23 protein-coding genes are annotated in these 25,376 nt (G+C 40.4%); 13 read left to right on the top strand and 10 right to left on the bottom strand.

Translation table 11 applies throughout. The features are described 5' to 3' along the window. The first annotated feature begins 5 nt into the window (after nt 1–5). The gene (locus tag PY091_RS03490; protein ID WP_067036187.1) at nt 6–422 is read left to right on the top strand and encodes a Fur family transcriptional regulator; all 417 of its coding nucleotides are present in this window, start codon (nt 6–8) and stop codon (nt 420–422) included. A 42-nt stretch (nt 423–464) separates the two neighbouring features. Next, a complete protein-coding gene (locus PY091_RS03485) occupies nt 465–2,432 on the top strand; it encodes a heavy metal translocating P-type ATPase (protein WP_090294760.1) in 1,968 nt (655 codons plus the stop codon). Nucleotides 2,433–2,877: 445 nt separating this feature from the next. On the opposite strand, the gene PY091_RS03480 is transcribed toward PY091_RS03485, so the two are convergent. Next, nucleotides 2,878–3,078 carry a hypothetical protein gene (locus tag PY091_RS03480; RefSeq protein ID WP_275648321.1) on the bottom strand — a complete coding sequence of 67 codons (201 nt, stop codon included), beginning with the start codon at nt 3,076–3,078 and terminating at the stop codon, nt 2,878–2,880. 237 nt (nt 3,079–3,315) lie between these two features. Here PY091_RS03480 and PY091_RS03475 point away from each other — a divergent pair, with 237 nt between their 5' ends. The 9 genes from PY091_RS03475 (at nt 3,316) to PY091_RS03435 (ending at nt 10,518) form a co-directional block, all read left to right on the top strand. Beyond that, the gene (locus tag PY091_RS03475) at nt 3,316–3,669 is read left to right on the top strand and encodes a single-stranded DNA-binding protein (RefSeq protein WP_036385938.1); all 354 of its coding nucleotides are present in this window, start codon (nt 3,316–3,318) and stop codon (nt 3,667–3,669) included. A 63-nt stretch (nt 3,670–3,732) separates the two neighbouring features. Then, nucleotides 3,733–4,182 carry a JAB domain-containing protein gene (locus PY091_RS03470; protein WP_090294766.1) on the top strand — a complete coding sequence of 150 codons (450 nt, stop codon included), beginning with the start codon at nt 3,733–3,735 and terminating at the stop codon, nt 4,180–4,182. Nucleotides 4,183–4,332: 150 nt separating this feature from the next. Next, a complete protein-coding gene (locus PY091_RS03465; protein ID WP_090294768.1) occupies nt 4,333–4,530 on the top strand; it encodes a hypothetical protein in 198 nt (65 codons plus the stop codon). Nucleotides 4,531–4,836: 306 nt separating this feature from the next. Further along, nucleotides 4,837–5,016, top strand: coding sequence for a hypothetical protein (locus PY091_RS03460; RefSeq protein ID WP_067036202.1), 180 nt, complete (start codon nt 4,837–4,839; stop codon nt 5,014–5,016). Between the two features lie 471 nt (nt 5,017–5,487). Next, nucleotides 5,488–6,075, top strand: coding sequence for a BfmA/BtgA family mobilization protein (locus PY091_RS03455; RefSeq protein ID WP_090294774.1), 588 nt, complete (start codon nt 5,488–5,490; stop codon nt 6,073–6,075). A 2-nt stretch (nt 6,076–6,077) separates the two neighbouring features. Beyond that, nucleotides 6,078–7,097 (top strand): MobB family relaxase, encoded by a 1,020-nt coding sequence (gene mobB / locus PY091_RS03450; RefSeq protein WP_090294777.1) that lies wholly within the window; start codon nt 6,078–6,080, stop codon nt 7,095–7,097. An 11-nt stretch (nt 7,098–7,108) separates the two neighbouring features. Beyond that, nucleotides 7,109–8,695 (top strand): type IV secretory system conjugative DNA transfer family protein, encoded by a 1,587-nt coding sequence (locus PY091_RS03445; RefSeq protein ID WP_090294780.1) that lies wholly within the window; start codon nt 7,109–7,111, stop codon nt 8,693–8,695. Nucleotides 8,696–8,921: 226 nt separating this feature from the next. Beyond that, complete coding sequence (pnuC, locus tag PY091_RS03440; RefSeq protein ID WP_090297496.1) at nt 8,922–9,515, top strand: nicotinamide riboside transporter PnuC; 594 nt, start codon at nt 8,922–8,924, stop codon at nt 9,513–9,515. Next, entirely contained in the window at nt 9,499–10,518 is a 1,020-nt protein-coding gene (locus PY091_RS03435; protein ID WP_275648320.1) for an acyl-CoA dehydrogenase family protein, read from the top strand. The genes pnuC and PY091_RS03435 overlap by 17 nt, the downstream gene beginning before the upstream one ends. A gap of 47 nt (nt 10,519–10,565) precedes the next feature. Here the strand turns inward: PY091_RS03435 and PY091_RS03430 are convergent, their stop codons facing one another. Both PY091_RS03430 and PY091_RS03425 read right to left on the bottom strand, forming a co-directional pair. Next, entirely contained in the window at nt 10,566–11,132 is a 567-nt protein-coding gene (locus tag PY091_RS03430) for an AAA family ATPase (protein ID WP_090297501.1), read from the bottom strand. Nucleotides 11,133–11,176: 44 nt separating this feature from the next. After that, nucleotides 11,177–11,389, bottom strand: coding sequence for a hypothetical protein (locus tag PY091_RS03425; protein WP_275648319.1), 213 nt, complete (start codon nt 11,387–11,389; stop codon nt 11,177–11,179). A 5-nt stretch (nt 11,390–11,394) separates the two neighbouring features. Between PY091_RS03425 and PY091_RS03420 the strand changes: the two genes are divergently transcribed. Beyond that, nucleotides 11,395–12,231, top strand: a complete 837-nt coding sequence (locus tag PY091_RS03420; RefSeq protein WP_090294785.1) for a DUF932 domain-containing protein — start codon at nt 11,395–11,397, stop codon at nt 12,229–12,231. A gap of 308 nt (nt 12,232–12,539) precedes the next feature. On the opposite strand, the gene PY091_RS03415 is transcribed toward PY091_RS03420, so the two are convergent. The 5 genes from PY091_RS03415 to PY091_RS03395 all read right to left on the bottom strand — a co-directional run bounded on the left by PY091_RS03415 (nt 12,540) and on the right by PY091_RS03395 (nt 19,162). After that, nucleotides 12,540–15,374: a type I restriction endonuclease subunit R gene (locus tag PY091_RS03415; protein ID WP_275648318.1), complete on the bottom strand. Its 2,835-nt coding sequence runs from the start codon at nt 15,372–15,374 to the stop codon at nt 12,540–12,542. Between the two features lies 1 nt (nt 15,375). Continuing rightward, nucleotides 15,376–16,287, bottom strand: a complete 912-nt coding sequence (locus tag PY091_RS03410) for an Abi family protein (RefSeq protein WP_090294790.1) — start codon at nt 16,285–16,287, stop codon at nt 15,376–15,378. A 216-nt stretch (nt 16,288–16,503) separates the two neighbouring features. Then, nucleotides 16,504–17,691 carry a PDDEXK-like family protein gene (locus PY091_RS03405; RefSeq protein WP_090294793.1) on the bottom strand — a complete coding sequence of 396 codons (1,188 nt, stop codon included), beginning with the start codon at nt 17,689–17,691 and terminating at the stop codon, nt 16,504–16,506. A gap of 8 nt (nt 17,692–17,699) precedes the next feature. Further along, nucleotides 17,700–18,971, bottom strand: coding sequence for a restriction endonuclease subunit S (locus tag PY091_RS03400; RefSeq protein WP_090294795.1), 1,272 nt, complete (start codon nt 18,969–18,971; stop codon nt 17,700–17,702). Between the two features lie 2 nt (nt 18,972–18,973). Beyond that, entirely contained in the window at nt 18,974–19,162 is a 189-nt protein-coding gene (locus PY091_RS03395) for a hypothetical protein (protein WP_417956557.1), read from the bottom strand. Nucleotides 19,163–19,242: 80 nt separating this feature from the next. Between PY091_RS03395 and PY091_RS03390 the strand changes: the two genes are divergently transcribed. Then, complete coding sequence (locus PY091_RS03390) at nt 19,243–19,905, top strand: ATPase (RefSeq protein ID WP_090294833.1); 663 nt, start codon at nt 19,243–19,245, stop codon at nt 19,903–19,905. Nucleotides 19,906–20,337: 432 nt separating this feature from the next. On the opposite strand, the gene PY091_RS03385 is transcribed toward PY091_RS03390, so the two are convergent. Beyond that, nucleotides 20,338–24,807 (bottom strand): restriction endonuclease, encoded by a 4,470-nt coding sequence (locus PY091_RS03385; protein ID WP_090294835.1) that lies wholly within the window; start codon nt 24,805–24,807, stop codon nt 20,338–20,340. Nucleotides 24,808–24,840: 33 nt separating this feature from the next. Beyond that, nucleotides 24,841–25,134 (bottom strand): helix-turn-helix domain-containing protein, encoded by a 294-nt coding sequence (locus tag PY091_RS03380; RefSeq protein ID WP_090294837.1) that lies wholly within the window; start codon nt 25,132–25,134, stop codon nt 24,841–24,843. Between the last annotated feature and the right edge of the window lie 242 nt (nt 25,135–25,376).

Raw genomic sequence — 25,376 nt, 5'->3', positions numbered from 1 at the left:
ATATGATGACAGAAATTGAAAAAACATTGGAAAACAAAGGTGTACGCCCAACGGCGATGCGTATTTTGATCTATAAATATTTGGCTGAAAAGGAAGTGGCCATTGCCCTGACCGATATGGAGAACGCTTTCTCAAAAGCGGACAGAACCACATTGTACCGGACCCTGAAGACCTTTGAGGAAAAACGAATTGTGCACCAAATAGATGATGGCACCAATATTTCAAAGTATGCCCTGTGCGAACCAGGTTGCAATTGTGAAATGGAACAAGATCTGCACCTGCACTTTCATTGCGATAACTGTGATGAAACGGTCTGTCTCACTGAGCATAAGATTCCCCATATCAATCTACCTGATGGGTATGTGGCAGAAAATGCCAATTTGGTCATTAAGGGAATTTGCGACAAATGCAGCGGTCAATAAATGCACTTCCGTTGCACGAAACTAATTACGACCTTACCGTCTATGAAAAAGAAAAAAGTAAAACTACGTGATCTAGGTTCAAAGGAACGCCAGGGCGAAAACGGACACGAAAGTGGCCATAACCATGGTGGTCCTGAAGGTGTATCTAAATTCAAAACCTATTTACCGGCCATTTTCAGTTTTGTAATGCTCATCATCGGCATAGCAGTGGACTATTTTGATGCTTTCCCGTTTTTCAAGGGCTGGATAAGAATCGCATGGTACACCCTTGCCTATTTGCCTGTTGGTTTTCCTGTCATCAAAGAAGGTTGGAACAGTATAAAGCATGGTGATTTCTTTACTGAATTTTTCCTGATGTCCATTGCCACTTTAGGGGCCTTTGCCATAGGCGAATACCCAGAGGGCGTGGCGGTAATGTTGTTTTACGCCGTGGGCGAACTGTTCCAAAATGCAGCAGTCAATCGGGCAAAGGGAAATATTAAGGCCCTTTTGGATGCGCGACCGGACGAAGCTTTGGTGCTTCGTAACGGGAATTTCGTTACCGTAAACCCCGAAACCGTCGAGATTGGCGAAAGGATACAAGTACGTGTGGGTGAGAAAATCCCCTTGGACGGTATTCTCTTATCCGAAAGAGCTTCCCTCAATACGGCGGCAATTACTGGCGAAAGTAAGCCCGATACGATAAATAGAGACGAAAAAGTCTATGCCGGAAGTATTAATCTTGAGGGTGTTATCGATGTAGAAACCTCCAAAGAATTCAAGGATAGTTCCATCACTCGAATCTTGGATATGGTACAAAACGCTACAGCCAGAAAATCAAAGACAGAACTGTTCATTAGAAGATTTGCGAGAATTTATACGCCCATTGTAGTTTTCCTTGCCATTGGATTAACGTTCTTGCCCTACTTTTTTCTAAATGACTATGTATTTAGGGATTGGCTTTATCGCGCTTTAATATTCCTTGTGGTTTCCTGTCCCTGTGCCTTGGTCATTTCCATTCCGCTCGGCTATTTTGGTGGTCTGGGAGCGGCATCCCGAAATGGGATTCTTTTCAAAGGTGCATCTTTTTTGGAAGCAATCACCAAAGTGAACACGGTAGTGATGGACAAAACGGGAACCGTTACCAAAGGGGTTTTTAAAATCAAGGAGATCAAGACTGCCCAATTTGAGGAAGCCAAGTTTATGAAATACTTGATGGCCATGGAGGAACAATCTACCCATCCCATAGCAAAAGCAATTTTGGAATACAAAGCCGAAGGAACGGATATAAAGGCAACCGATGTTTCGGAAGTTGCCGGAAAGGGATTAAGGGGAACGGTCAATGGGAAAACAGTGCTGGTGGGCAATAAAGCGCTAATGGCCTCAAACAACATTGATGTGCCTCCAGAAACCGATGATATTGTAGATTCTATTGTAATGTTGGCCATTGATGAAAAATTTGCAGGCTATGTTACCATTGCAGATGAACTCAAGGAAGATGCCCATCTAGCCATCCAACAAATCAGGGATGCCGGGATTTCGAAAATCATAATGCTTTCGGGTGACAAAGATTCCATAACGCAACAAGTCTCGAAAAAGTTAAACTTTGATTGGGCAAAGGGCGGCCTATTACCAGAAGATAAGCTCGGCGAAGTCGAAGAACTCAAAAAACAATCCGACACAAAAGTGGCCTTTATGGGCGATGGCATTAATGATGCGCCCGTTCTGGCCATCAGCGATGTGGGCATTGCCATGGGAGGCTTGGGTAGTGATGTGGCCATTGAAACAGCAGATGTCATCATTCAGACCGACCAACCGAGCAAGATGGCACGGGCCATTAAAATAGGACGCTCCACCCGAAAGATAGTTTGGCAAAATATTGGGCTCGCTTTTGGCGTGAAGGCATTTGTGCTCATCCTTGGAGCGGGAGGCCTAGCCACGATGTGGGAAGCAGTTTTTGCTGATGTGGGGGTTGCCTTATTGGCAATATTGAATGCTGTTCGACTTCAGCGGATGAAGTGGAACACTTAGTTTCAAAGAGGAACTATTTTTTGGGCTAACTTATATTTCAGCCGTTGTTGGCAGCTCCATGGTTGGCCAAGACCTTCAATAAAATTGTACATGAGACGCTTCGCAGGTTGAGACACCCAAACAACTTTCCTTGTTTTGGAGGGGACTTCAGGAAGGTTAGGGGTCTGATTCTTCGAGAAACGGCGACAGGACTTATGAGACAATATGAAAGCTTCCGGGCATAAAGAATCTTATCCGAACAATTACGAAATGCTTATCACTGTAGATGAAAAATAATCCGGTCGTAGGGTAACTCCAATACTTTTGTTCCCTTATTGTCGTAATGTTTGATGAAACTTCATTTGGGCAAAACGGAAGTCGCCCAAACGGATTTTTGGTGCGTCCTTCCTTTGCAAACCCTTCTTGGGGTTTTGCCTATAAGGCCGCAAATCCGCTTGTCCGCCCATCAAATTTTAAGGGTCCCGTAATAAAAGAAGCCCTGATTGTTTTTCGGGGCATCGAAAAACAGGGCAGGGCCCAAGGACTTCCAATCAGGACACCATCGCCTGCAGTCGCTTAACTTCCCGTACGCTCCCTTGCCAATGGGTCGGATGGAATTCCTAGGGCCCTCATCGAACCTGTCAAGGCCAAGGCAGGTTTTGTCCATAAATAGGGTTTCCACTTCCTTGAAAACCTTAAGGTTTTACTACGTCGCGGAGCCTCCCGATTTCTGTCCAAAAGCCTTGACAGAACCCCCTTCTTTTATTGTGCTACGCACGTAAGAAGCAAACAAACGCCCCTTAAAATTTGGGAGACAAAAACCAAAAAAATAGAGGGGAAATTTTTAACCCTGTTTGCTGATCTGTCCATACTGGAGGACGGCAGGCCTTTAAAACTTTTTATCATGAGTACATTGAGAAACAAAGTGCAACTTATCGGAAATGTGGGGCAGGACCCCACCATTACAGACCTTGACAAGGGGAAACGTGTGGCACGGTTCACCATGGCCACCAATGAACATTACAAGAACTCCGAAGGGGAACGGGTGACCAATACCGAATGGCACACCATCATCGCATGGGGAAAACTGGCCGACATCATCGAAGGTTTTGTGACCAAGGGCAAGGAAGTTGCCATCGAAGGGAAATTGACCTCCCGATCCTATGAGGACAAAGAGGGCAATAAAAAGTATGTGACCGAGGTAGTGGCCAGTGAGATCCTGCTTTTGGGTGGTGGTGATAACAATACCACCGAGTAAAATGGATAGGGGGTGTCCAGTCTTTGGGCATCCCTTTCTTTTTTCATCCTTAACATATTTGAAATGGAACACCGTGTCAATGAAATACAGATCAGTTATCGGGAAAAGCTCAGTACCCTGAAATCCCTGTCCGTGACGAACTCCAATGAGGTAGCGAATCTATTGTTCCAAAACTGGGACAACAAGACCATAGGCCTGCACGAGACCTTTAAGATCGTGCTGCTCAACCAGTCCAATAAGGTAAAGGGCATTTACCCCTTATCCCATGGGGGCATCACAGGTACCTTGGTAGATCTGCGCATCCTTTTTGCCATTACGCTAAAGACTCTTTCCGTGGGGATCATACTCGCCCATAACCATCCCTCTGGGCAACTCAAGGCCAGTTATCAGGACAAACAATTGACCCAAAAAATCAAAGAGGCAGCACAGCTTTTTGACGTCAAGATTTTGGACCATATCATCCTTGCCCCAGACGGACGGTATTACAGTTTTGCTGATAATGGAATTCTTTAATCCAATGGTCATGGAAGCGAATACAGCGAATACAGAAATGACGGAATTTGAAAAATGGTTGGAAGAACAATATGACCCAAGGTATTACCCCGATGGGTTCGATCCAAGCCTATATGATCTGTGAGCAATGAGCTATCAAAGTTTTGAATAATGGTCTATTTGAACTTTACCAACCTTGATAGCGAGACCCAGGAACGTTTGCTTTCCGTATCCAAAGAAGATGTGGAAAGCCGTTCCGGGACCGAATTGCTCCAATTTGCAGAAACGCATGATAAGGACTATGATACCCTCTTGGAAGAAGAGGCAATGCGAAATCTCTACAGTTATGATTTCGTATTCAATATGTGAATGCCAAAACACACCATCGAAGCCCATCCATCACGATGGGCTTTTTTTATGGGTTCATGGTTGGTTTTTAGGTGGGTCGAACACCCAAAAACCAATTTGGGAAATTCTTGTTTGCAAAGTATTGGGCAACCCCAAAGTATACCTATCCCTTATTTGACCGCAAGTTCGCCCTTCAAAAATGTTCCCATCAAAAGACTACGGCATAAACCGTTCGTACCTCACTCCTTATTCCGTTTCCTTTTGAGCTGAAATTTTTGTGAAGTGCGGGGATGCCCTCAAATAATTAATAATCTAAAATCATGTATTATGAAAGCAATTGTAAAAAAGTCATTGGAAATCCCTGCAAAGAAACATCCAAAGAAAAGCGTTGTCAAAAAGACAGCGGATGCCACGGTGGACAAAACCTACTCCCTGGTGGTCAATCTCTGGATATTTCGGTATGAGTATTACAGGGAACAGACCAATACTGTTCCATCAGAGGACTGACGGGAACAAGACCCTTGAAAAAGGGTCTTTTTTTTGGCGTTCCCGTGGAACTCCCGACGTTGTGGAAACCCAAAAATGGACGTTTCATATTTGCTGCGGGCAAATGATGCCATTTGCCCGCAGAACGCATTTTTGTGCCTGAAGGAATGTGGGTATATTTAAGATGCTACATCGTAGCAAAGTTTGCACGGCAACCCAACTTGATCTGACTTTCCAAAAGTCCGTGCTCCATAGGGTAAAATATGAAAAGGGACGGCTGTCTTTTTAAGATGGTTTGTGCGATGCTTTTTGGGCCTTTGGCGCAAAAAGGAGAAGCAAGAGGATAGCGTGCTGGCGCAGCGCTACCGATCATGGTTGCTTCGCAAGGCCCTGTTTATGGGGGTTTCGGGGAATCTTGAAGATTTCGGGCATTTGGTTTTTGTTGAAAAAATGGGCCGGGCCCAGTAAAACCAAGGAATTTTTGTTGAAAAAATGGATAAAGGATATGAAAAAGAGACGTTTGCGGGACTGAGGATCAAAATCTCGGTGGCCATGAAATTTCGGAGCTTTTCCAAACGGCAAGGAAAGTCCCATTCCATGACCTTGTTGGCCATGGTGGAGTTCTTTGATCATAATGGTATATCGCCCGATGAACGGATGCACGAGACCATTGCAAGCCTTAAATATTTGATCAAAAGGCGATTCAATGCCATGGTGGCCATCATGCGCAGTATCGAAAAAGAGCAGACCCTGCCCACGGTCAGTATGATACAGGCCCTATTTCAGCAGGAACTGGAATCTGGGGATGGCGAGGAATGGGAAGGGGACTTTGAGTTTTTTGAAAAACAACTGACCGAGATCAATACCCCCTCCAATCCTGAACTCTTGGACAAGGAGACCACGGTGCCCAAGATCGTGCATGAACGGTTGAGGGAACAAATGGAAGAATTGAAGCAGGATTTTACACATGTCCTGGACCATGTGGCCATAACCAAAAACCATTTTGGGAAGGATCAACTCAAAGTGGATCTCAAACCTGGGGCCATTGAACAGTACCGTACCAAACTCAAAAATCTATAAGTATGTACATCGCCATCACAAGACAACACTTGGGAGATAACTATCATGGCAGTGCCAGTGATTTTATCAAGTATTTGGAAAAGGAGAACGAAGGGAAGGCTCCAGAAGAGCAGGAACTTTTTTTCAATCAAACGGAAAATGACATTGATGCCCAACGGGTCATTGCCGAAATCGATGCCAATACCTCCAAGTTGTCCAAGCGAGATCCTAAGTTTTATTCCATTATGGTAAGTCCCTCACAAGCAGAACTGAAACATATCGGGAACGATTCCGAAAAACTGAAAGAGTACACCCGGGAACTGATGAAGACCTATGCTGCCTCCTTTTATCGAGACAAGGAAGTGACCGTAAAGGAGGTATTGTATTTCGCGAAGTTGGAACGGGAACGAACCTATTCCGAAAAAGATAAAGCAGTTAAAGAAAACCAACCCATTGCCAGTAAGATCCTGGCACTACAACATAAGATTAGGGACATCAAACAAGGTAGGGAGCATGGGGATATCGGTAAACTCAAAGAAAAAATACAGGCATTGGAACTAGAAGCGCCCCATAAACAGCATGGCAAACGTATCGTTCCAGGCATGGCCAAGGAAGGCCACCAGAGCCATATCCATATCATTGTCAGCCGTAAGGATGTGACCAATTCCCATAGCCTTTCACCTGGATCTAAATTTCGGACCTCCGAGACAACATTGAACGGGGAGAAAGTAAAGCAGGGCTTTGATAGGGATAAATTCTATCGTGCCTCTGAAAAAACTTTTGATAGACAGTTTGGGTATAGAAGAAATTTTGTGGAAACCTACCATGCCCGAAACTTGTTGGACAAGAATCCCAAACAGTTCTTTGCAGCGCTATTGGGTTTGCCCACAAACGAGAAGCAAGTGGCCAAACAATTATTGTTCAAGGCCGGTGTCCATGTTCCGAGCATCCCCACAAACAAGGCCCAATTGGCCTATAAGGCCATGATGCAACTGAAGAAAGGAATCGGGAAGGCTATGGAATCGGGATCGATTGGTATGTAAAAGATAAAGATATGGAGCATTTAGGATGGATTGGAACTATAGGTTGCCTGTTGGTTGGGGGAGGGATTTCGGTTGTGGTGAATCGGTATCTCGAATATGGCTTTGTGATTTGGGCTTTGGGGATCGTACTTTTGGCCATGGCCAATGGTTTGATTTTGGGATGGGATGATTTAATAAAAAGGACATTGACCCTATGGTTGCCTTTGATGTTCCTGCACATCATCATTTATAGTTTTGTGGACTATTTCAAGGACGATAAGAAACCTTCCAAAACCTTTGTAGTAAAGATGAAAGTGCGTGGCAGACCCTTGGTTATGGAGAATATTCGAAGAGGAGTTTCCGTAATGGCCTCTGCAGGGAGTGGAAAGACCGAAAGTGTCATCTATAATTTTTTGAGGCATTTTCAGAAAGCGCATTTCTCCGGGATTATACATGATTACAAGGATTTTGAGATCACGGAAATGGCCTACCCCTTATGGCAAGATGAAAAGATTCCCTTTCGGATTGTTTCTTTCGGACCTATATATCATCGAGTGAATCCAATAGCCCCAAGATACTTGCCCGATGAAGAAAGTGTGCATGAGGTATCACGGGTGCTTTTGGAAAATCTGATGGAACATAAGGACTCAGATGAGAATAGCACCTCACGCTTTTTTAAGGATGCTGCAGAAGGGTTGGTCAGCGGGCTGATATGGCGTCTAAAAAAAGACTACCCGCATTATTGCACCTTGCCCCATCTGATAGCTTTGTTCCAACAGTTGTCCACCAAAAGCCTGATCAAATTTCTACGAGGAAACATTACCGCAAGGGCCATGGCCGATGCCTTTATCAGTGGTGTGGGTTCTGAACGACAGACAGCAGGAGTACTCAGTACCCTGGCCAATGCCATTAAAAAGATCAGTACACGGAAGATTTTTATGGTGCTTTCCGCGGATGAGATTCCCTTGGATATCAATAATGAAAAGAATCCTGCAGTCATAGCCTTGGTCAACAATCCGCAAAAGGATGCTTCCTTATCTCCGGTTATTGCCACCATCATCCATACCATCTCCAAACAAATGTCCCAGCGCAATCGTAAACCTTCCTTTATGTTGTTGGAAGAGGCTTCCACCTTACGGTTATTAAACATGCATCGAATACCTGCTACTTTACGAAGCTATGATATTGTGAGTGTCTATGTCCTTCAGGACAAGATCCAAAATGATATGATGTATGGGGAAAAGGCGAGTAAGGCAATCCTATCCAATCTATCCTATCAGTTTTTTGGGAAGGTGAACGACCCAGATACAGCAAGATACTATGAACGCTTTTTTGAGCTGGTCAAGATTCCGACCCGAAGTGTGAGCAAGAGTTCAGGGCTCAACTTGGAAAGTCGAATAACGGAAGGGGAGAAGGAAGTGTCCAAACGAAGGGCAGAGGTGTTCTTTCGGTTAAGGCAAGGGGAGTTTGTGGTGTTCGCAGATGGAAAAGATCGGAAGGTGCGGTTTGTCAAACCAGAAATTCAAAAGGGATTACCTAAACCTTTAGAGGTAACTGAACTGGAATTGGAACAGCATTATTTAAAGGTACACCATGATATTGGGACGATTTTTAAATAACCTAGTTTAGGAATGTTTGCATTTCAAATATGTATTTCCAAAAAACAATTCTACCTTTATACAATAACACAAGGGGTGTCCGTAAGGGCTGAGATTAAACCCGGAAGCACTTTGCTTCGCACCTGATCCAGATAATGCTGGCGTAGGGATTTTGGAAAAGCCGATTCAGGCCTTTGTTCCATTTTGGGATTCCGATGTCATTATAATTAGTAGAGAAACCCAAAAAATGGAAATATTTTCACAATTAGTTGTTTTACAATGGGTAGGAACCGCCTTTGGTGTGGTTCAGGTCCTTATGGCACGCCAGAACAACGTACATAATTACCTTTTTGGAATCATTGCCATATTGATCAGTATTTGGGTGTTGTACCAATCCCGATTATATGCCGACATTCTTCTAAATCTTTACTATTTGGTCATGAGTATCTATGGTTGGTTCTATTGGAAGATGGGAAAGCAACAAAAAGAATCGCCCATTTCTTATTCTGATGGTAGAGATCATGGGATTGCAGTAGGCATTGTATTAGGATGCTTTCTCATTATGGCCTATTGGTTGGGACAACATACGGATTCCGATGTCCCCTATTGGGACGCCATGGTCGTTGCCTTTGCTTGGGCAGGGATGTGGTTAATGGCCAAACGAAAGATAGAAAACTGGATTTATTTGAATATTAGCAACTTGATTTCCATACCACTGTTAGTGTACAAAGAACTATACATATATGCGGGATTGACAACGTTTTTATTCTTGGTGGCCATATCGGGTTATATCAAATGGTCCAAAATCATTGAAAAGGAATTGGATGGAGCCGCAGCATAGCATTCAACAACGCTGTTTTGGGAAAAAGGAGTTTCCAAAAGAAGTTCTGGATTGGATCGATGCCGAAAATTTGTGGAACCTTTGGGTGCCAAAAGAATATGGTGGAATGGAAATGTCCTTGTCCGAGGGCTTGAAAACCTTACATTCACTTGCCCAATGCGATGGTAGTCTGGGCTGGACCGTGACCTTGTGCAGCGGAGCCAATTTCTTTATTGGGAATTTAAAGCAGGGCGTTGCGGACGAGATTTTTTTAGAATCCGAAAAAGCGGTTCGCTTTGGGGGGAGTGGAGGTGCATTTGGGACTGCTGAGAAAATGGACGATGGCTATATAATCAATGGACATTGGAAGTATGCCACAGGAGCACCCTATCTGACACATTTCACTTTGAACGCAAAGATTCAGGAAGGAGGCGAGGATATCCTTTTAGAGGATGGTAGCCCTATGATACAATCTTTTGTGCTCAAAAAAGATGATGTCGAAATTATACGGGATTGGAATGCCATGGGGTTAAGGGCTACGGTTACCGACTCTTTTGCAGTGCGATCCAAATGGGTGGATAACAAGTACAGTTTCGTATATGATGAATTTTATCTGCCTCAGCCCATCTTTAAAATTCCATTCTCGGTATTTGCAGATTTGACCTTATGGGTCAATTATTTGGGGATGGCGGATCACTTTTTGAAGGAGGCTCAAATGTTTAAGAAGTCAAATACCTTTTTTAATAAACTTCAAGATATTTTGATTGGTGCTAATTATCAAGTTATGATATTTGCAAAACAGCTGGAATATAGTATTGAGATTGGACTATCTGTACCGATTGATTTTATCAATGAAATACATCATGAGGCTTCTCGGTCTATTGGTACTATTTCGAAAGCAATCATTGAAGTATTTCCTTTTTTGGGCATTCGAGGAATCACGGAAGGTCAAACAGTGAACCAAATATTTAGGGACTATTTCACGGCTACACAACACCACAATTTCCATGGTAAATTGGATTGAGAAATCCCATTTTAAAGCAAAGCAATTAAATTTTAGGTTTAAGAAAATTAGGAGTTCTGGATGTGATTCAAAATGAAATCCGCCCTTTCTTTTACAGAGGTCTTGGGAACTTCAATTAGGTCGTATAGATGGCTGCGATAGGTCTGGATGATTTTGTTGTAGGTAAATACAGCCTCATTCCAGTCTTGTTTTCGCTGTTCATCCGTTTGATAAATTTCTTCCCAAGGGGGTAAAATAAAAACATGGTCGTTGTATCTGGCCGTTTCAACGTAGGTCCTCATTTCTTGATCAATTGGAATACCTTCCAAGGAGGCGTAACATAGGGCATCCAAAAAGCCACGGTCAAAAAAAAGGAGAGTGGTTTCCTTGTGGTCGTTCTTGGCCTTTTCAAAACTTGCAAGGGAACGATGAAACATCATTTCCATATAAAGCTTTTTGTTTTTCCAAGGTAGGGCATCGCCATCTACGGCCTGTTGTTCCTTGATGAGTTCGCGGGCGATTTCCGGGACTACTGCCATGCCTCTTTGCTGTAGTTCCTTTAGGAGCGTAGTCTTGCCCACTCCCGGGCCTCCAGTGATGACATAAAACGGATTGTGATTTTTGGTACGTTTCAATGCTAAGGATTTGGTTTTGTTTGGTTTTTTAATGGTCGGCAATATTACGAACTTCTAAAGAATTGATGGGTTGACAAAGGACGGTCCGGAATAAGTGTTCCATCAATAGGTGTCGAAAGGTAAACGTCGCAGCCTGTTGTCGGACAAGGGACGGCATAAACCGTTCCTTGCGTCCCTTTATATTCCGTTTCCTTGCCACTCCTCAGCCTGTCTTCCGTTTGCTGCGTCCGGCACTTATTGTTTAACCTTAAATCCATAAATTATGTATTTGAACAGATTGCAACAGGACGAGGTCTTTGTACCAGCTGAACTAAGACCTTTGGAAGAATTGACCGGAATACCCACTAGAAAGGGTATGGAACAGGCCGTTGTGAGCCATGGAAAGATTGTGAACGTGGTCTCAAAACGTTATGGGCATATCCCGAATGAACTGTTTTTTGGGAAAGCCGAGAACCGGGTCATCAAAACCGGTCTGGAATATTCTCGCCAGACCATTAACCGCTCTGACAGAAGTTTTAGTATGGACTTCATCCTGACCGATAATACCCAGTTTTCCGTGGGGAACCGAGAGGATGCCATCCTGCCCATGCTCCGATTCACCAACTCCTATGACGGGAGCGAACGCACCTCTGGACATTTTGGGTTCTACCGCAAGGTATGCTCCAATGGCCTGCATGTGGCCAAGACCGAAATAGGCTTTTCGATCAAGCATCATAAGAACAGTGTCCATTTGATCATGCCTGAACTGGAAGGGCTTTTTCAAAAGTTCATGGATAATGAGTTCTATACCATATCCGATAGATTCCATCAAATGATGACTGTGGAACTATTGGATACCAAGGCCTTTGTGAAAGAAGTGCTGGAGCAGACCAAGCTTTTCCGCTATGAGTGTAGTGATACCAATGATGACCCCTCTAAAAGAGCTCGGGAGGTTATTGACATCCTTAATTATGAGGCCATTCAGCTAGGTGTCACACCGAACCTTTGGTTGGGTTACAATGCCTTTAATGCCGTGCTCCATAGCAGTCTCAAAAAAAGCTTTTCACGTCAGGAGCGTTTAGACAAGGAGTTGTTCCAGACCGTTTATGAAATGGCATAAAGCCATCTAGGGTTTCTCCGGTGCCTATGGGAAAACCGGAGATTTAAAGGGTGTTGGGAAGTTGGGACAAATTGTGCTTTTGAGGGGGTAGGGGAATGACTTTTTCTATGTGCACTGTCGTTTATGTTTGAATAAGCGGGTTCATTGCCACACCACGCTGTCTTTATCAGCCGTCTGTGCCCCCATCACCCGCAAGGTGCTGGCCCATCCTTAACCGCGGTGTGGCAACTAGGAGATAAAATTACGAAAAAGGGTTGGGGACATCTGTACTAGGGCGATGATAAAAGGACTTTCTTACTCTGTACTGTTTACCCCATCCCATCAATAAACGTTTCTACAAAGCCTTTTACCTTCCCTAATATCCGTTCAGATAAAGTTGCTCTATCCCTTAGGCTAGGCCTCTCATTCATTACGGCAATGATCTCATCACGTAATGGTTCTTTCTCTGTAAAAAGATAATTGCTTACAAGGTCGACCAACTTTTGATAATCCAAGTTTTCCTCTTTTGCCAAGTTCATTATGGCCTTTTTCTTCTCTACAGTCCAAAAGGACTCAAACTCATTGGCCACTAGTTCGGAGTCCGTTATCAACGGTAGATTTTCCGCAATAAACTTCTCAATCAGTTCTTTTTTGCTTCTTAATTGCGATTCTGAGGCCAATATGTCTGAAATCGCTTTTCGCTGTTCTTCTTGCTCCTTTGGCGCTGAATCGTGGAGTTTGGCCAACAGGGTCAAGATATAGGTTACATTTATTTCATCCCTACGAATCAGTTCCAGTTCAAAATCGATGTCGTTCAAAATGGATACTTTCTCCTTTTGGGTCTCTGATTTTATGATATCATATAAATCCAAATACTTGCTCTTGTAGTTCTCGAAGGTTTGCTCGTCCATGCCCAAATCCTCAAAACTGAACTCGGTGAATGTGCCCAATACATTTTTCACACGCATCAACTCCCTAAAGGCCTTTACAAACTCCAGTTCTTCAGCTTCAGATACCAAATCGTTTACACTGTCAAAGGTTGGAGCAATGGCCTTTACTCGTTCCACGGCTTCATCAAACTTTTCAATGTAGTCCTCATAAGGTTGAACCACAATTTCTTCAATGGCTTCTTTGTTGGAAAACAAGGTAATTGCCTCATCAGTGGCCTCTTTTAAATTCCTAAAGGCCACGACATTTCCCTGGGATTTGACCTCGTCCAATATGCGGTTGGTGCGGGAATAGGCTTGGATCAAGCCGTGATACTTTAAATTTTTATCGACATAAATGGTGTTCAATAATTTACTGTCGAATCCTGTCAAGAACATATTGACCACCAACAAAATATCCACCTCTCTGTTTTTAACACGTTTCCCTATATCCTTGTAATAGGAATAAAACGCATTGGTGGAATAATTGGTTTTGAACATTTGGTTATAATCGGAAATATATTCGTCCAATTTATCCCTTGTATGCTTTGTATCATATCTAGACGACGGATCTTTTTCAAGATCCTCAAAATCTTCGTCAGGAATAAAACCCATAGCATCCTCATCCAACTGATTGGCCTGGTAAGAGTAAATGGTAGCTACTTTTAAATCGTGTTCTCCTGATACTTTTTTAGCTTGGAACAACTCGTAATAGGTAATAAGTGTCTTAACGTTCTGGACGCAGAAAATGGCCGTATATCGTTTGTTGTGCGTTTTACGGTTGTGGTTGTTGATGATGAAATCCACGTTGTTCTCCAGTCGTTCAGGAGCCTCCAGCACTTCTGCGGTATTGATGTCCTCCACTTTTAAGTCCACAACCTCTTCTTTAAGCTTTACAGTGTTCATGTACTCAATGGAAAACTTGAGCACATTTCTATCCCGTATGGCATCGGTAATAACGTATTTATGCAAACACTCCTCGAACAAATCCTTGGTGGTTCGTCTACCCAGTTTGTTCTTTGTTGAATTGTCGGCAAAAATGGGAGTACCCGTAAAACCGAACATCTGTGCATTGCCAAAATAGGTTTTAATGGCATTATGGGTATCGCCAAACTGGCTGCGGTGGCATTCATCGAAAATAAACACGATACGCTCGTTTTTTAGCTGATCCACTTTCGCCATATGTTTGGGCTTGGAGATGGCCGTGTTCAATTTTTGTATGGTGGTTACAATAAGCTTGGTGTCATCGGAGAGCTGTTTGACCAATGTGCTTGTATTGTCCGTGGCATCGATACTGCCCTCGCTAAAGCTATTGAACTCTTTGATGGGCTGATAGTCCAAATCCTTTCGGTCTACCACAAAGACCACTTTGGGCACATCTTCTAAATTGGTTAGTATCTGGGCGGCTTTAAACGAGGTCAATGTCTTTCCCGAACCAGTGGTGTGCCATATATAACCAAATTTGTTACTGTTTTTCACACGCTCTACGATGGCTTCAGTAGCATAATACTGATATGGGCGCAATACCATTAGGATATTAGAGGTGTTCAGCACGATGTATTTGGTGATCATTTTGGAGAGATGGCAAGGCTCCAAAAATTCTTTGGCAAACTCACTTAACTGCGTAATGATGTTGTTCTCCCTATCCGCCCAAAAGAAGGTTTGTTTAAAGGAACGTGCTTTTACAGGGTTGTTTGCAAAATACTTTGTATTTACGCCATTGCTGATGACAAAGAGCTGCACGTATTGGAACAATCCACTTCCCGATCCAAACGAATGTCTTTCGTAGCGATTGATTTGGTTAAAAGCCTCTTTCATTTCCAAGCCCCGCTTTTTAAGTTCAACCTGTACTAAGGGCAGACCGTTAATGAGTATGGTGACATCATAGCGGTTTTTATAGGAGCCCTCCATGGTGACCTGATGGGTAACTTGATACTGGTTTTTACACCAATGCACTTGGTTGATCAACTCCACGTATCCCGTTTCCCCATTGTCTTTGGGGTAGGTAATTCGGTCACGGAGGGTTTTAGCCTTTTCATAAATGTTGCCCTTGGAGAGCTGATTTAATATTTGCTTAAACTCTGCATCCGAAAAGGTGGTCCGGTTGTGTTTTTCCAACTGACCCTTTAAGTTGGAAACGAGTTGATCTTCATCTTTAATGATGACTTTTTCGTACCCTAAGTCCTGTAGCTGTTCAACTAGGTTTTCTTCTAAAATGTATTCGGGTTGGGTGGTCATACTATTTCCAAAGGGGTTCTTTTTTCCAATCAGGTTTCATTCCAAGTGCATCAGGATCAACATTCGGAAATTTTGTGAATAACTCAACTAATTTTTCTCCAAAATTATTATTGGGCTGAACGGTGTCCAATAAATATTTCATCAAACACAAATGCACATATAGTTTTGAAAATTCATGTTGTTTGGGCACATTGTCCAAATCGCTTATCCAAGGATTTGGCGGTTTTGGCAATAATTTTACGGTGCCAGGCAGGTTACGGTTCCATAGCCTGGAATGGTGGGCGCAAAAATTGCGTATTTGAGCTATGGATTGCAACCAGCTGGGAAGGTAGGTATGGTTTACAGCCCCGAACTCTTCCGCAATGGTATCCTTTGATTTTATGGTGTTTTTTAAATTTCCATATAACTTGGACAATGAACCAAAGCTGGTGTGTTCCAACGATTTCCATGAAGGGGGAAATCTTTGGTCATCCTTGTGCTTTTTTAAGTGATTTTTTATCGTCTTGTCCTTTGTCCTGCTGATTTCCTCCTCAAGATTGAATAGGGTTTTGACTAAAGCCCTACTATCCGAAAAAAGTTCAAAATTCTGAAACCACCATGGATCGAATTCATGGGAGAGGTGATAAATTAATTTAGTGCGAAGACTGATCTCTATTTTTTCAATCACTCCAAACAAAAGTAATCTTAATTCGGCATCGAAATTGTATAGAGCAACTACATCATCAAATTTACTGTCAGCCTTAAATGTATGGTTTTCTTTATCCTCTTGCATGACATACCAATATTCCCCCAAACGGTAATAACTGATATGCGACAAATACTTTAACGCAATGGCATCATTGGAAAAGTGGAGCCCCCTATCCTTTAATTGCTTTAATTGTTGTTCCTTGGTAAATGCGGGCTTTTCAAACATTTGTTGTATAGTTTAAGGTAAGTAAACTAAAGCCCATAAAGCAAAAGACACACCCTGGGACGCTGTTCTTATGATGTAGCGTGGTGTGTACTGTTAGTGCAAAAATACTACTTTTTACCATAATTTGCCATAATTTATCGTTTTTAACATTTATTCCCAATACAAATCGACGCTGCAACAAATCTCCTATAAACTGATGTAAGCCTTATACTTACACTATTTCAAAGAAGCCAAAGGAGCCTCACTGACCTTACATATCTCCAATAATTTCTCTTCAACAAACGCAATCAAATCTTCCCTTTGGCTGGCATTAAACAGCTTGGATCTCTCACTTACCTCATTAAAATACAGAATATCCCTGTTAAATGGCCAAACTTGGCTTCCCCTAAACCCTGACTGAAAATATTCTAGTTGCCCCAAGATTGATTTTATAGGGGCTCTTTCCACTTTATCTTGAGCTGCTATTATACCATAGATCGATTTTTGCCAAGGTATTTTGGATTGCCCTTCGAGTTTGATAGCAATATTTTCTGGCCACTTAACATTGGTAATGGTTATTCCCGTCCATGGGTCATTTAAATCATCGTCCACTTGTATATTCCAATCGTCATCCAACTCCCTTTCAAGGCGTTCAGCAATCTCATCCACAAACTGTTTGGTAGTTTCCAGCTCTACATCGGATATTGCATTGCCAATGTTTTGGGCAGCATTGTAATTTTCCTTGACAAGCTTGTGCATTTCTTTTTCCATGGCTTTATCGGTTAATTGGTTGGTCAGTCTCTTTAATAAAATAATGTATTGCCGTATGGACTCCCTAAGAATCGGTTCTTCTGCTGATTCCTTTAAACAAGCTTCCAGCCAGTCTATGATATCTGTCTTAAATGCAAGACAATGGTAGTCCTTATCCAAAACCAGTTTGCCTTTACTCTCGGGTGAAGCATCAGAACCACCGAGCGTTAAGTAATATACCGTGTTGTTTTCCTTATTGTGGTTGCAATACCGTTGTAGTTGAACATTTTGGTCGGCTGCATAGATTTTATTCTCTATGCAAATGCTGTTGACATGGTCGGTTATATAAATATCTACTCTGCCTCCTAATAGCTTGGCATCATCTCGTTTACCAATATGTTTTTCCAAGATAACACTAGCCTTCTCCAAATGGATGGTGTTATTGTCCACGGATTCCAAGAACAATCGTAAAAACAAGTTCCCTTTTGCATGCGAACCTTTTGGATCGAGTAATTCCCCCAAGAAAGCGGAATGGGTACCGTTCTCTTTGTGTTCCATGTTAAGAATGGAAAATATATTAAAGTTTTCCCCTTTCAGTCTCGATATCTCATTGTGGTGGGCAATGATTTTTTTGGCGTCCTTGATCAGTTTTTTTTCGTTGGTGTACTTCATCATCAATAGGACTATACAAACATTTGCTGCAACAAGCCTTTTTTAAACTGTTGGTTTTGACTTATTTGAGTTTGTACCACAGCTATTTTTTTATCGATGGCAATTAAAAAATTGGCGATTTGGGTTTGTTCTGGATAAGAAGGAATGAAGAACTTTATTTCTCCTAGTCTTCCAGTCGAAATTCCCAAAACTTTTGTTCCTTGTGCAATTTTCATCACTTGTTTCCTTATCATCCAGTTTTGAAGCAAATATCCAGAAAACCCTAAAGCCATTTTATGCTTATTTGGTCTTGCATGAAAAGTGTGTAACCCAGAAATTACTTTTTCACTATTTAGGTTTACAACCTCAATGGTTTTTCCAATATCATCATAATCTTCAGATGCATCAGCGATTAATAAATCTCCTAATTGCAAAAAAGATTCTTTTTTGACTTTACTCAAATCAACATCATTGTTTACATAAGGCACCAATTCTTCATTAATATCAAATAGGGTTGAAAATTTAGTGTGAATGTCCCCATAATGAACGTTTCTCACCTTACCTGATTCATAGTTTAATTTGTCTCTGGAAAAAGAATTGGTTGAATAGAATGAATATATTTCTTTGAATTTTTTCTCCTCCCAATCAGGATAAGCACTTCCATCTTCTTTCGTAAATCGCAATTCCCCAGAAAAGATTTGCTGCATCACCCCTTTTCTGTAGTCTTCCAACAAACGTTTCTTTTGATGTAATTGCGCAATTTTTTTATCAACCGTTGCAAGGAAAGTGGCTATTTTTTGTTGTTCTACTAGGTTCGGTAGGTTTAGCTTTAGACCCTTTAATTGATGATTATATAAATGAACTACTGAGTTGCCCTGCGCTAGTGAAGCAATATCCTTTTTCTTTGCACTATTTAGATAATACGAAATAAACAAACCATCTTGCTTAGTCCTAACAATATTTAAATCTCCGCCTAATGCCACATCATTTTTAAGAACACATGAAGCGGTAGCAATATCCAATTGAGTTTCTCCAGAAGATGGAATTATCACATCATTTATTTTGCTTAGAACTAATTCATCTTTGGGTAAATTAGTTTTTGAAACAATCTCTTCGATGATTTCATTGTAGTCTGTATATAATTCACCATACCTAATGCACTCAGTTTGTCCATCATCAACAATATCAGATTTTGAGATATTTTTACCCTTTGTAAAAGCGGCTATATCTCCAAATAATACACCATTCCAATTTTCTGAAAACTCGGTAAACCGCAGTTTCGGCACCCGTTTTTGTTCTTCCATAGTTAAAACGGGGTTTTAAGGTTGAGTTGTTGGCAGAAGTCGGCAATCATCGCATTGGTTTCGGACAAGTCTTTCTGTAGGGATTGTAAATCGGCGGCCACTTGGTCCAAATCCACAGGTTCCTCTTCTTCAAAGGTGTCCACGTAGCGAGATATGTTGAGGTTGTAATCGTTTTTGGCTACCTCGTCCAAACTCGCTACGCAACTAAATTTATCTTTTGTGCCTCGGGTGCGGTAAGGACCGGTAAGGACAAGGACTACAATGAACCTCTATGAATTACAGGGCTCCACATATCATCACCGAAGGTGCCATCAACTATGAGCTGGGTTCATTGAAGGGCCGTGAGATAAGGTATGATTTTGAAAAAATCCTGTTCTATCTCGATGCAAAGGGAAAACTCCTGTTTGGCAGAAAATTCAAGATATACAAAGAAGACCGGGAGATTTTGTATAAACTTAGCCTCTACTTTATCCGGGACCGCGACCGTTGTAAACAGTTTGGAATCGATGTGGATAAGGGTCTTCTTCTCTCTGGTCCGGTAGGTTGTGGGAAAACCAGTCTGATGAAACTGTTCAAGTACATGGTCCCACACCAAAGGCCTTATGAGGTCATCCCCAGTCGAAACATTGTATTTGGATTCAATCATCTCGGATATAAAATCATTGGGGATTATGGTAATTCTCAATCCTTTTGTTTTGATGACCTGGGAGTAGAACCTCAAGGCGTCCATTTTGGTAAGGAATGCAATGTCATGGGGGAGATTCTGCTGTCTCGATACGAACTGTTCACTGAGCATAAGTTAAAGACCCATACCACGACCAACCTGAATGCCCAAGAACTTGAAGATCGCTATGGAAATCGAGTTCGCTCAAGGATGCGACAGTTGTTCAATTTGATTGCTTTTGATAAGGGGACAGGGGATAAGAGGAAGTAATGAAGGATTCCCAAATAAGAAAAGAAGTATGCCCCCTCTTTTCAATATCATAAACAATGGTTTTTAATTTAGGATCTAATCTAAAGGTTAGGTGAGATACATTTTTTGATGGATATTTTTCAGATTTTCCACTCTAAGTATAGACAAAGCAAATAGGCGTTGCGATATGGTCCATGAATTAATTGTTATTTTGTTGAATAAAATATATATGAAAGCAGCTCATTTTTAGTATTTATCTATCCATATTTTATTTAAGTGAAGAAAAGACTAAAATATCACATAAAAATAAAGTTAGGTCTGATTTACAATATGTTTGTGCTCTTTTTCGAATTTGGCTTCAACAACAACTTATACCTAAAAGCTACGGTGATTTTGCTAAATCCTAGTGGATACTTTAAAGAGTAAAACTTTTATTTACTTTCTTAAAACCCTCTAGGTTGTCAATCGAATTGCTTGATTAACAGAAACCCGTAAATGATTGTGCCTTAACATAGAATCGAAAATATCCAGGGTTCGATTGACCAATTTTCTGTTTTCTTTCAAATTCATGTTAAGTTTGGAATAAATCGATAAAATTAATTGGACAGGTTCATCCCTATAATATCCTCTTCTTTGTATATCCGGTAATCTATCAAATTTCATGTTTCCAACCAGTTTGAGGCATTCTACGGGATATTCTTTAGTACAACCCATGAGCAACTGTAAGAAATAGCTAGGTTGGGCAAGGCATAGCTTACTTTTGGAGTATGCAATAAGAAAAGAATAGGTTTCCTTGAAATTATTATTTTTAAATTTCCGTAAAACCAATCCTGAATATGCGGAAGCTATCTCTTCATTATCCTGATTTAGAAATTGATGCAAGATTTTAAATGACTTTTCATTAGGCATTCCGTTCCTTTCGAATAAATTGGCCTCTGCAATTTTAAGGGCACAGAGTTTTGCTTTATCACTTGAACGTACAAATCTTCTGTAAAGCTTACCATCATCTATATTATCATCGAGCCAGCTAAGTACGATTACATTACCTTCACTATGCAACTCCTCGTTTTTGATGATTTTCATGAAATACGGATACATTTCCTTATGAAACTTAACGTTAAAGTACTGGGAGGTACTAAAGGAGTTTCTAAGGATGTGAATATCATCGGACTGGATAAGGCTCATGAAAACCGTAAAGCTCCTTTGTAAGTCCAGATAATTCAAATATGCTAATTCCTGCATTACGGCAACCCTGACAGAAACCTGGGGATCGTGGACAGCTTTTTCCACCGTATCAAAAATGATTTCTTCAAATTCACTATGTTCATAGCACCACATCAGTTTATGGATGGCAGCCCCTCTGACTGTATTTAAACTGTCAAATGAAGGGTCATTTTCATTCATTGGCTTTTGGGGATTGGGATGGTTTTTGGCCTTATCACTCAAAAAGTTGACTAAAACTTCATCTACCTGATTATTTTGGATGAGATAGCCGGATTGCCAAATGGCATGTAGAGTGTTGCTCATGTCCAAATCGAGCTGAACAAACAAATCAAAAAGCCATTTTATTTGTTTAGGGCAATATTTAGCATCAATTAGACCATCTATCCCCTTGGAGATATAATCTGCGGAGATACCTTTTTCCTCAAACAATCCTTTGATAAAGTCATAGTATTTATCAGGATCATTTTTGACATTTTCGCCAAATGCCCTTGAGTGCTCATGCTTCCCTCCCTTAGGACCGTAGCCTTCGCGATAAGAATCATTGAATTTGGACATACTTTTCTTCCAGTTTTCCAAATCCATATGTTCATATGCTTTGGAAGATAACGGGGGACCAACGGCATATGCCCCGGAAGAGGATGAAATATCATGGGCCTTATCACTGTTGACGGCCCCAAATCTCCTAAAAAATTCCTGATAGGCCTTTTTCAATTCAGGTATCTGGTCAAGCTCATTTTTCGGGAGTTGTTTTAAAAAGTAGTAACACTTTTTGCCAAAACCACGGAATTGAATTTTCTGCTTTCCATCTTCATCTTCATATTTGTGGTAACCTAAATCATAGGGGCTCTTAATGGTCAACAAAATTTGGGCGATTCTTTTTTTGTTCTCATCGGAAAAATGGGAGAAGTAAGTTCCAATAAGCTGTCTGATGTACAATTGGAATTTATCGTCATAACCATTCAATCCACTTTTATGGTGGATGATATTGATTAATTCAAAAACTGGTTTGGGGTATCTAATACTATCATCATTTAAGGCCAAAACCAAAATTCTAAGAATAAAGACTGCATTGGAATCCTTATACTTATCAAAAAAGTCGATGATATACTTTTTGTCGGATAACTTTGATTTGAGATGTTTGACCAAAAAGTCTTGCAGGAAAATATGTGCATCCTTTTGGGTACTCAAACCATCAATGAATTTTGTACAATTGTAGAACGGACAATCTATTCCTTCATAATTGGAAGGCTCTTGATTATCATCGAGTACCTTTTCATATAACTGGAATATAAATTTGAATGTCTTCTCAGGACTATGTCCATAGAGCTTTTTGATCAACTCTTCCTGGTCGTGAGAAAATTCATTATGATGCCATGAACTATCAGAGTAAAAGATACTGTTGAAAATTGGCAAGAGTAAATTGAATACATACAGCTCATGGTGTTCAAATATTTTTTCAAGTTTTTGATAAAACCAAAAATTGTCCCTCCCTTTGGATTCTTCAAGAAAAGACATATATTTTTCAAAATAGGGGAGTAATTCCTTTTCCTCCCAGTCATCAAGATTCATCAGGATTCTTTCAATAAAATAATCCTTGTCCTTAAAATCAGGTAACCCCTCCAAATACTGCATTACCTGTAAGGGGGCATAGTTTACATTGTTCCTTAAAAAGATCCAGGCAACATTTCTCTTGTATTCAAATATTTTATCAGGATTTTTTTGCTCCAAAAAGTTCCAGTGGATTAAGGTTTGCCTCTTATACAATGTATAAACCTTCGTCAATACCTCATTGTCCCATAACAGGAACTTAGTCGGTATTCCCAATTCAATTAGATAGTTTGTCCAATCTTTGGAAAGTATGGAATGAAGAAATATGTCTTCATATATTTTGTTTTTCAAAATAATAGAATTGACAACCTCTTTTTCTAGGTAAGATGGGCTTTCCAAAATACCTAAATTGTTAATAATAAGGGATTTTATATGAAAACGATATTTGGATGATTTTAGGATGGATTGAATCTGAAGGATATATTTTTTATGGTCATATTCACGTAAATATTCAAAGACCATTTTTAGTATGGACCTTACCTCTAAATTTTGTTCGTTTTCATTAAGGTATGTATAGATGCTGTTTCCTTTTTCAACAAATTGCCTTGAAAAACAATAGTCATAAAATGTTTGATGGAAAAATTGAATGTTCTTGTTTTCAGATACTATTAACTGGTTGCTTAAAAGGTAGTTTAGCTCATTTCCATACTCAGAAAAGAATTGATTTTTAACAATTATCTGCTGTTCATCATACATCCTGGTCGCAATTTCATAGAGTAGTTTGGATAGGTTTGGATTTTGCTCCTTAGCTATCAATTCTTCCCAAAGCGTGTCATACAAGTCTTTTAGGGAGAAAAGTGTGTTAAGATTAATTTTATCCTTATGGGGCAGTTTGCAGAATATTTCCAAATGGTTTGGTGTCCTTAACAGTTCAATGACCTTTTTTTGGGAACAATTGATTTTAAACTTTTGAAGGATTTCGGAAACCTCATTTTCATTTAACAAAGACGCCTTGATGTTATGGAATTGGTTTGATTTGTAGATACTTAATTCGGCATCATATTTCAGGTCATAGGTTCTGGAAGATATTATGATTTTAATATTTTTTTCATCCAACAGCTCATTTATTACCCTACTATAGGTTTGAATATACTGCCTGTTGGAAGAGAGCGTTTGGGACAGGGCATCCAATTGATCAATAATAATAGTAAGTTTCCTTTTATGGATATTTAATGCTCTTATGATACTTGAAAATTTTATCCGATCATCCAAAAAGATTTTATTTTCCAATTCTTTAGGAGATAGGGCATAGTATTTGTCCGCTTTGATGCCTAAGACCAAATGGCCGTCCTTCACCAATTGATCATAAACGTCCTTAAGAATTACGGATTTTCCCATCCCTTTTTCTCCTTCGAGGACAAGGAGATTTCTTTTGGGGGATTTTAAATCTGCGTTTATCCAATCAATAATCTCCTTTGATTCTTTTCTGTGTATATGGGTATTGGGATTTATTGCAAAGTAGTTTTTTAAATTTGATAGGAAGTATGATGCTTTGGTAAACGATTTGTCAAAAACTTCAAAATCGATTTTTGATACTATCTGATTATAGGCCTCTTCCCCACAAAAAGCCTTGCACCACTCATCACCAAAAAAATCACACACAATTTGTGGATGGGTCTTGAGAGCGCTATTCAGGAAGGAGCTGTCCCATTTTACAATCTGTTTAGTATACTTTTTTTCAAATTCATCTTTTATTTCCTCAAACCTCGTTTGAAGCTTTACATCCATGAAATCGGCCGTAGTGCAGATATAGAATTTTATGGATTTATCAAACCATTCCCCTTCCTTAAATGCTGATATAACTTTGTTTAGGTCCGTGACGGTTATTGAGCTATATCTTTTACATTGAAATGTATAATACTTTTCCGGCTCTTTTCTAGCATAGATATCGATACCATCTTGTTTTTGACCTTTCCTTCCTAGGATTTCACAATCGGATCTTTGAAAGCCTTCAACGAATTCGACCATCCTCAAACAGAGTTTTTCAAAATCTTCCCAACCCATATCCCGTATGGGAAGTTCCATTTGATTCTTGCGAATCGGTAGGGTAGAATCTCTATTCGGTGGTTTGTCTAAATACTCCGGTTCCATTACACTTTGGGGATGGTTATATGTTCTTAATATCTACATGTTACTCGTCTTGACTTTTTTTGATAGGATTTTTATGATAGCAAAGGCATTAGGCTCATTCTTTAAATCTTCATAAAATTTCTCAGCATACCATAAGGTTAAAAGTTTATTGAAGTCCAACTCCAAAACTTTAGATAGTTTTTGAAGTTGTTTCTTTGTGGGTCTCCTATCATTATTTTCGATTTTACTTATCAGAGCTGTATCAACATCAATTTTGGAAGCCACTTGTCTAAGCAGTAGCCCTTTTTTCTCTCTGTTGGTTTTTAATAAATCACACAGGCTGTCCATTTGTCAAATATTAACTTGTCAAAACCTGTCAAATATATGAATATGGAACTGGATATTCGTCAAGTTGTAGGTCAATCACAGTAATAAGTTGACGTTTTTGACTCAATTCGTAGGTCATGGTTAAATTTTATCAACATTAGTTTGTGAACCTGCCTTTTAATTTGATGCAAATCGACATCAAAAGAATATATCTAAAACGAAATTTAATTTTACTGACAAATTGCTGATTATCAGTTATTTGA

The sequence above is a fragment of the Flagellimonas okinawensis genome, from assembly GCF_029194005.1.
Taxonomy (GTDB): Bacteria; Bacteroidota; Bacteroidia; order Flavobacteriales; family Flavobacteriaceae; genus Flagellimonas; species Flagellimonas okinawensis.
Note: the sequence above shows the minus strand (reverse complement) of the source record. Positions and strands in the feature narration are given on the sequence as shown.

What these genes read in the sequence shown, in the direction of transcription:
- PY091_RS03410 (WP_090294790.1), bottom strand. Translation starts at nt 16,287, where the DNA reads ATGTTTGAAAAGCCCGCATTTACCAAGGAACAACAATTAAAGCAATTA.
- PY091_RS03475 (WP_036385938.1), top strand. Translation starts at nt 3,316, where the DNA reads ATGAGTACATTGAGAAACAAAGTGCAACTTATCGGAAATGTGGGGCAG.
- PY091_RS03425 (WP_275648319.1), bottom strand. Translation starts at nt 11,389, where the DNA reads ATGGATTTAAGGTTAAACAATAAGTGCCGGACGCAGCAAACGGAAGAC.
- PY091_RS03405 (WP_090294793.1), bottom strand. Translation starts at nt 17,691, where the DNA reads ATGATGAAGTACACCAACGAAAAAAAACTGATCAAGGACGCCAAAAAA.
- PY091_RS03390 (WP_090294833.1), top strand. Translation starts at nt 19,243, where the DNA reads ATGAATTACAGGGCTCCACATATCATCACCGAAGGTGCCATCAACTAT.
- PY091_RS03385 (WP_090294835.1), bottom strand. Translation starts at nt 24,807, where the DNA reads ATGGAACCGGAGTATTTAGACAAACCACCGAATAGAGATTCTACCCTA.
- PY091_RS03380 (WP_090294837.1), bottom strand. Translation starts at nt 25,134, where the DNA reads ATGGACAGCCTGTGTGATTTATTAAAAACCAACAGAGAGAAAAAAGGG.
- PY091_RS03435 (WP_275648320.1), top strand. Translation starts at nt 9,499, where the DNA reads ATGGAGCCGCAGCATAGCATTCAACAACGCTGTTTTGGGAAAAAGGAG.
- PY091_RS03415 (WP_275648318.1), bottom strand. Translation starts at nt 15,374, where the DNA reads ATGACCACCCAACCCGAATACATTTTAGAAGAAAACCTAGTTGAACAG.
- PY091_RS03485 (WP_090294760.1), top strand. Translation starts at nt 465, where the DNA reads ATGAAAAAGAAAAAAGTAAAACTACGTGATCTAGGTTCAAAGGAACGC.
- PY091_RS03420 (WP_090294785.1), top strand. Translation starts at nt 11,395, where the DNA reads ATGTATTTGAACAGATTGCAACAGGACGAGGTCTTTGTACCAGCTGAA.
- pnuC (WP_090297496.1), top strand. Translation starts at nt 8,922, where the DNA reads ATGGAAATATTTTCACAATTAGTTGTTTTACAATGGGTAGGAACCGCC.
- PY091_RS03490 (WP_067036187.1), top strand. Translation starts at nt 6, where the DNA reads ATGACAGAAATTGAAAAAACATTGGAAAACAAAGGTGTACGCCCAACG.
- PY091_RS03460 (WP_067036202.1), top strand. Translation starts at nt 4,837, where the DNA reads ATGAAAGCAATTGTAAAAAAGTCATTGGAAATCCCTGCAAAGAAACAT.
- PY091_RS03455 (WP_090294774.1), top strand. Translation starts at nt 5,488, where the DNA reads ATGGATAAAGGATATGAAAAAGAGACGTTTGCGGGACTGAGGATCAAA.
- mobB (WP_090294777.1), top strand. Translation starts at nt 6,078, where the DNA reads ATGTACATCGCCATCACAAGACAACACTTGGGAGATAACTATCATGGC.
- PY091_RS03400 (WP_090294795.1), bottom strand. Translation starts at nt 18,971, where the DNA reads ATGGAAGAACAAAAACGGGTGCCGAAACTGCGGTTTACCGAGTTTTCA.
- PY091_RS03470 (WP_090294766.1), top strand. Translation starts at nt 3,733, where the DNA reads ATGGAACACCGTGTCAATGAAATACAGATCAGTTATCGGGAAAAGCTC.
- PY091_RS03445 (WP_090294780.1), top strand. Translation starts at nt 7,109, where the DNA reads ATGGAGCATTTAGGATGGATTGGAACTATAGGTTGCCTGTTGGTTGGG.
- PY091_RS03465 (WP_090294768.1), top strand. Translation starts at nt 4,333, where the DNA reads ATGGTCTATTTGAACTTTACCAACCTTGATAGCGAGACCCAGGAACGT.
- PY091_RS03480 (WP_275648321.1), bottom strand. Translation starts at nt 3,078, where the DNA reads ATGGACAAAACCTGCCTTGGCCTTGACAGGTTCGATGAGGGCCCTAGG.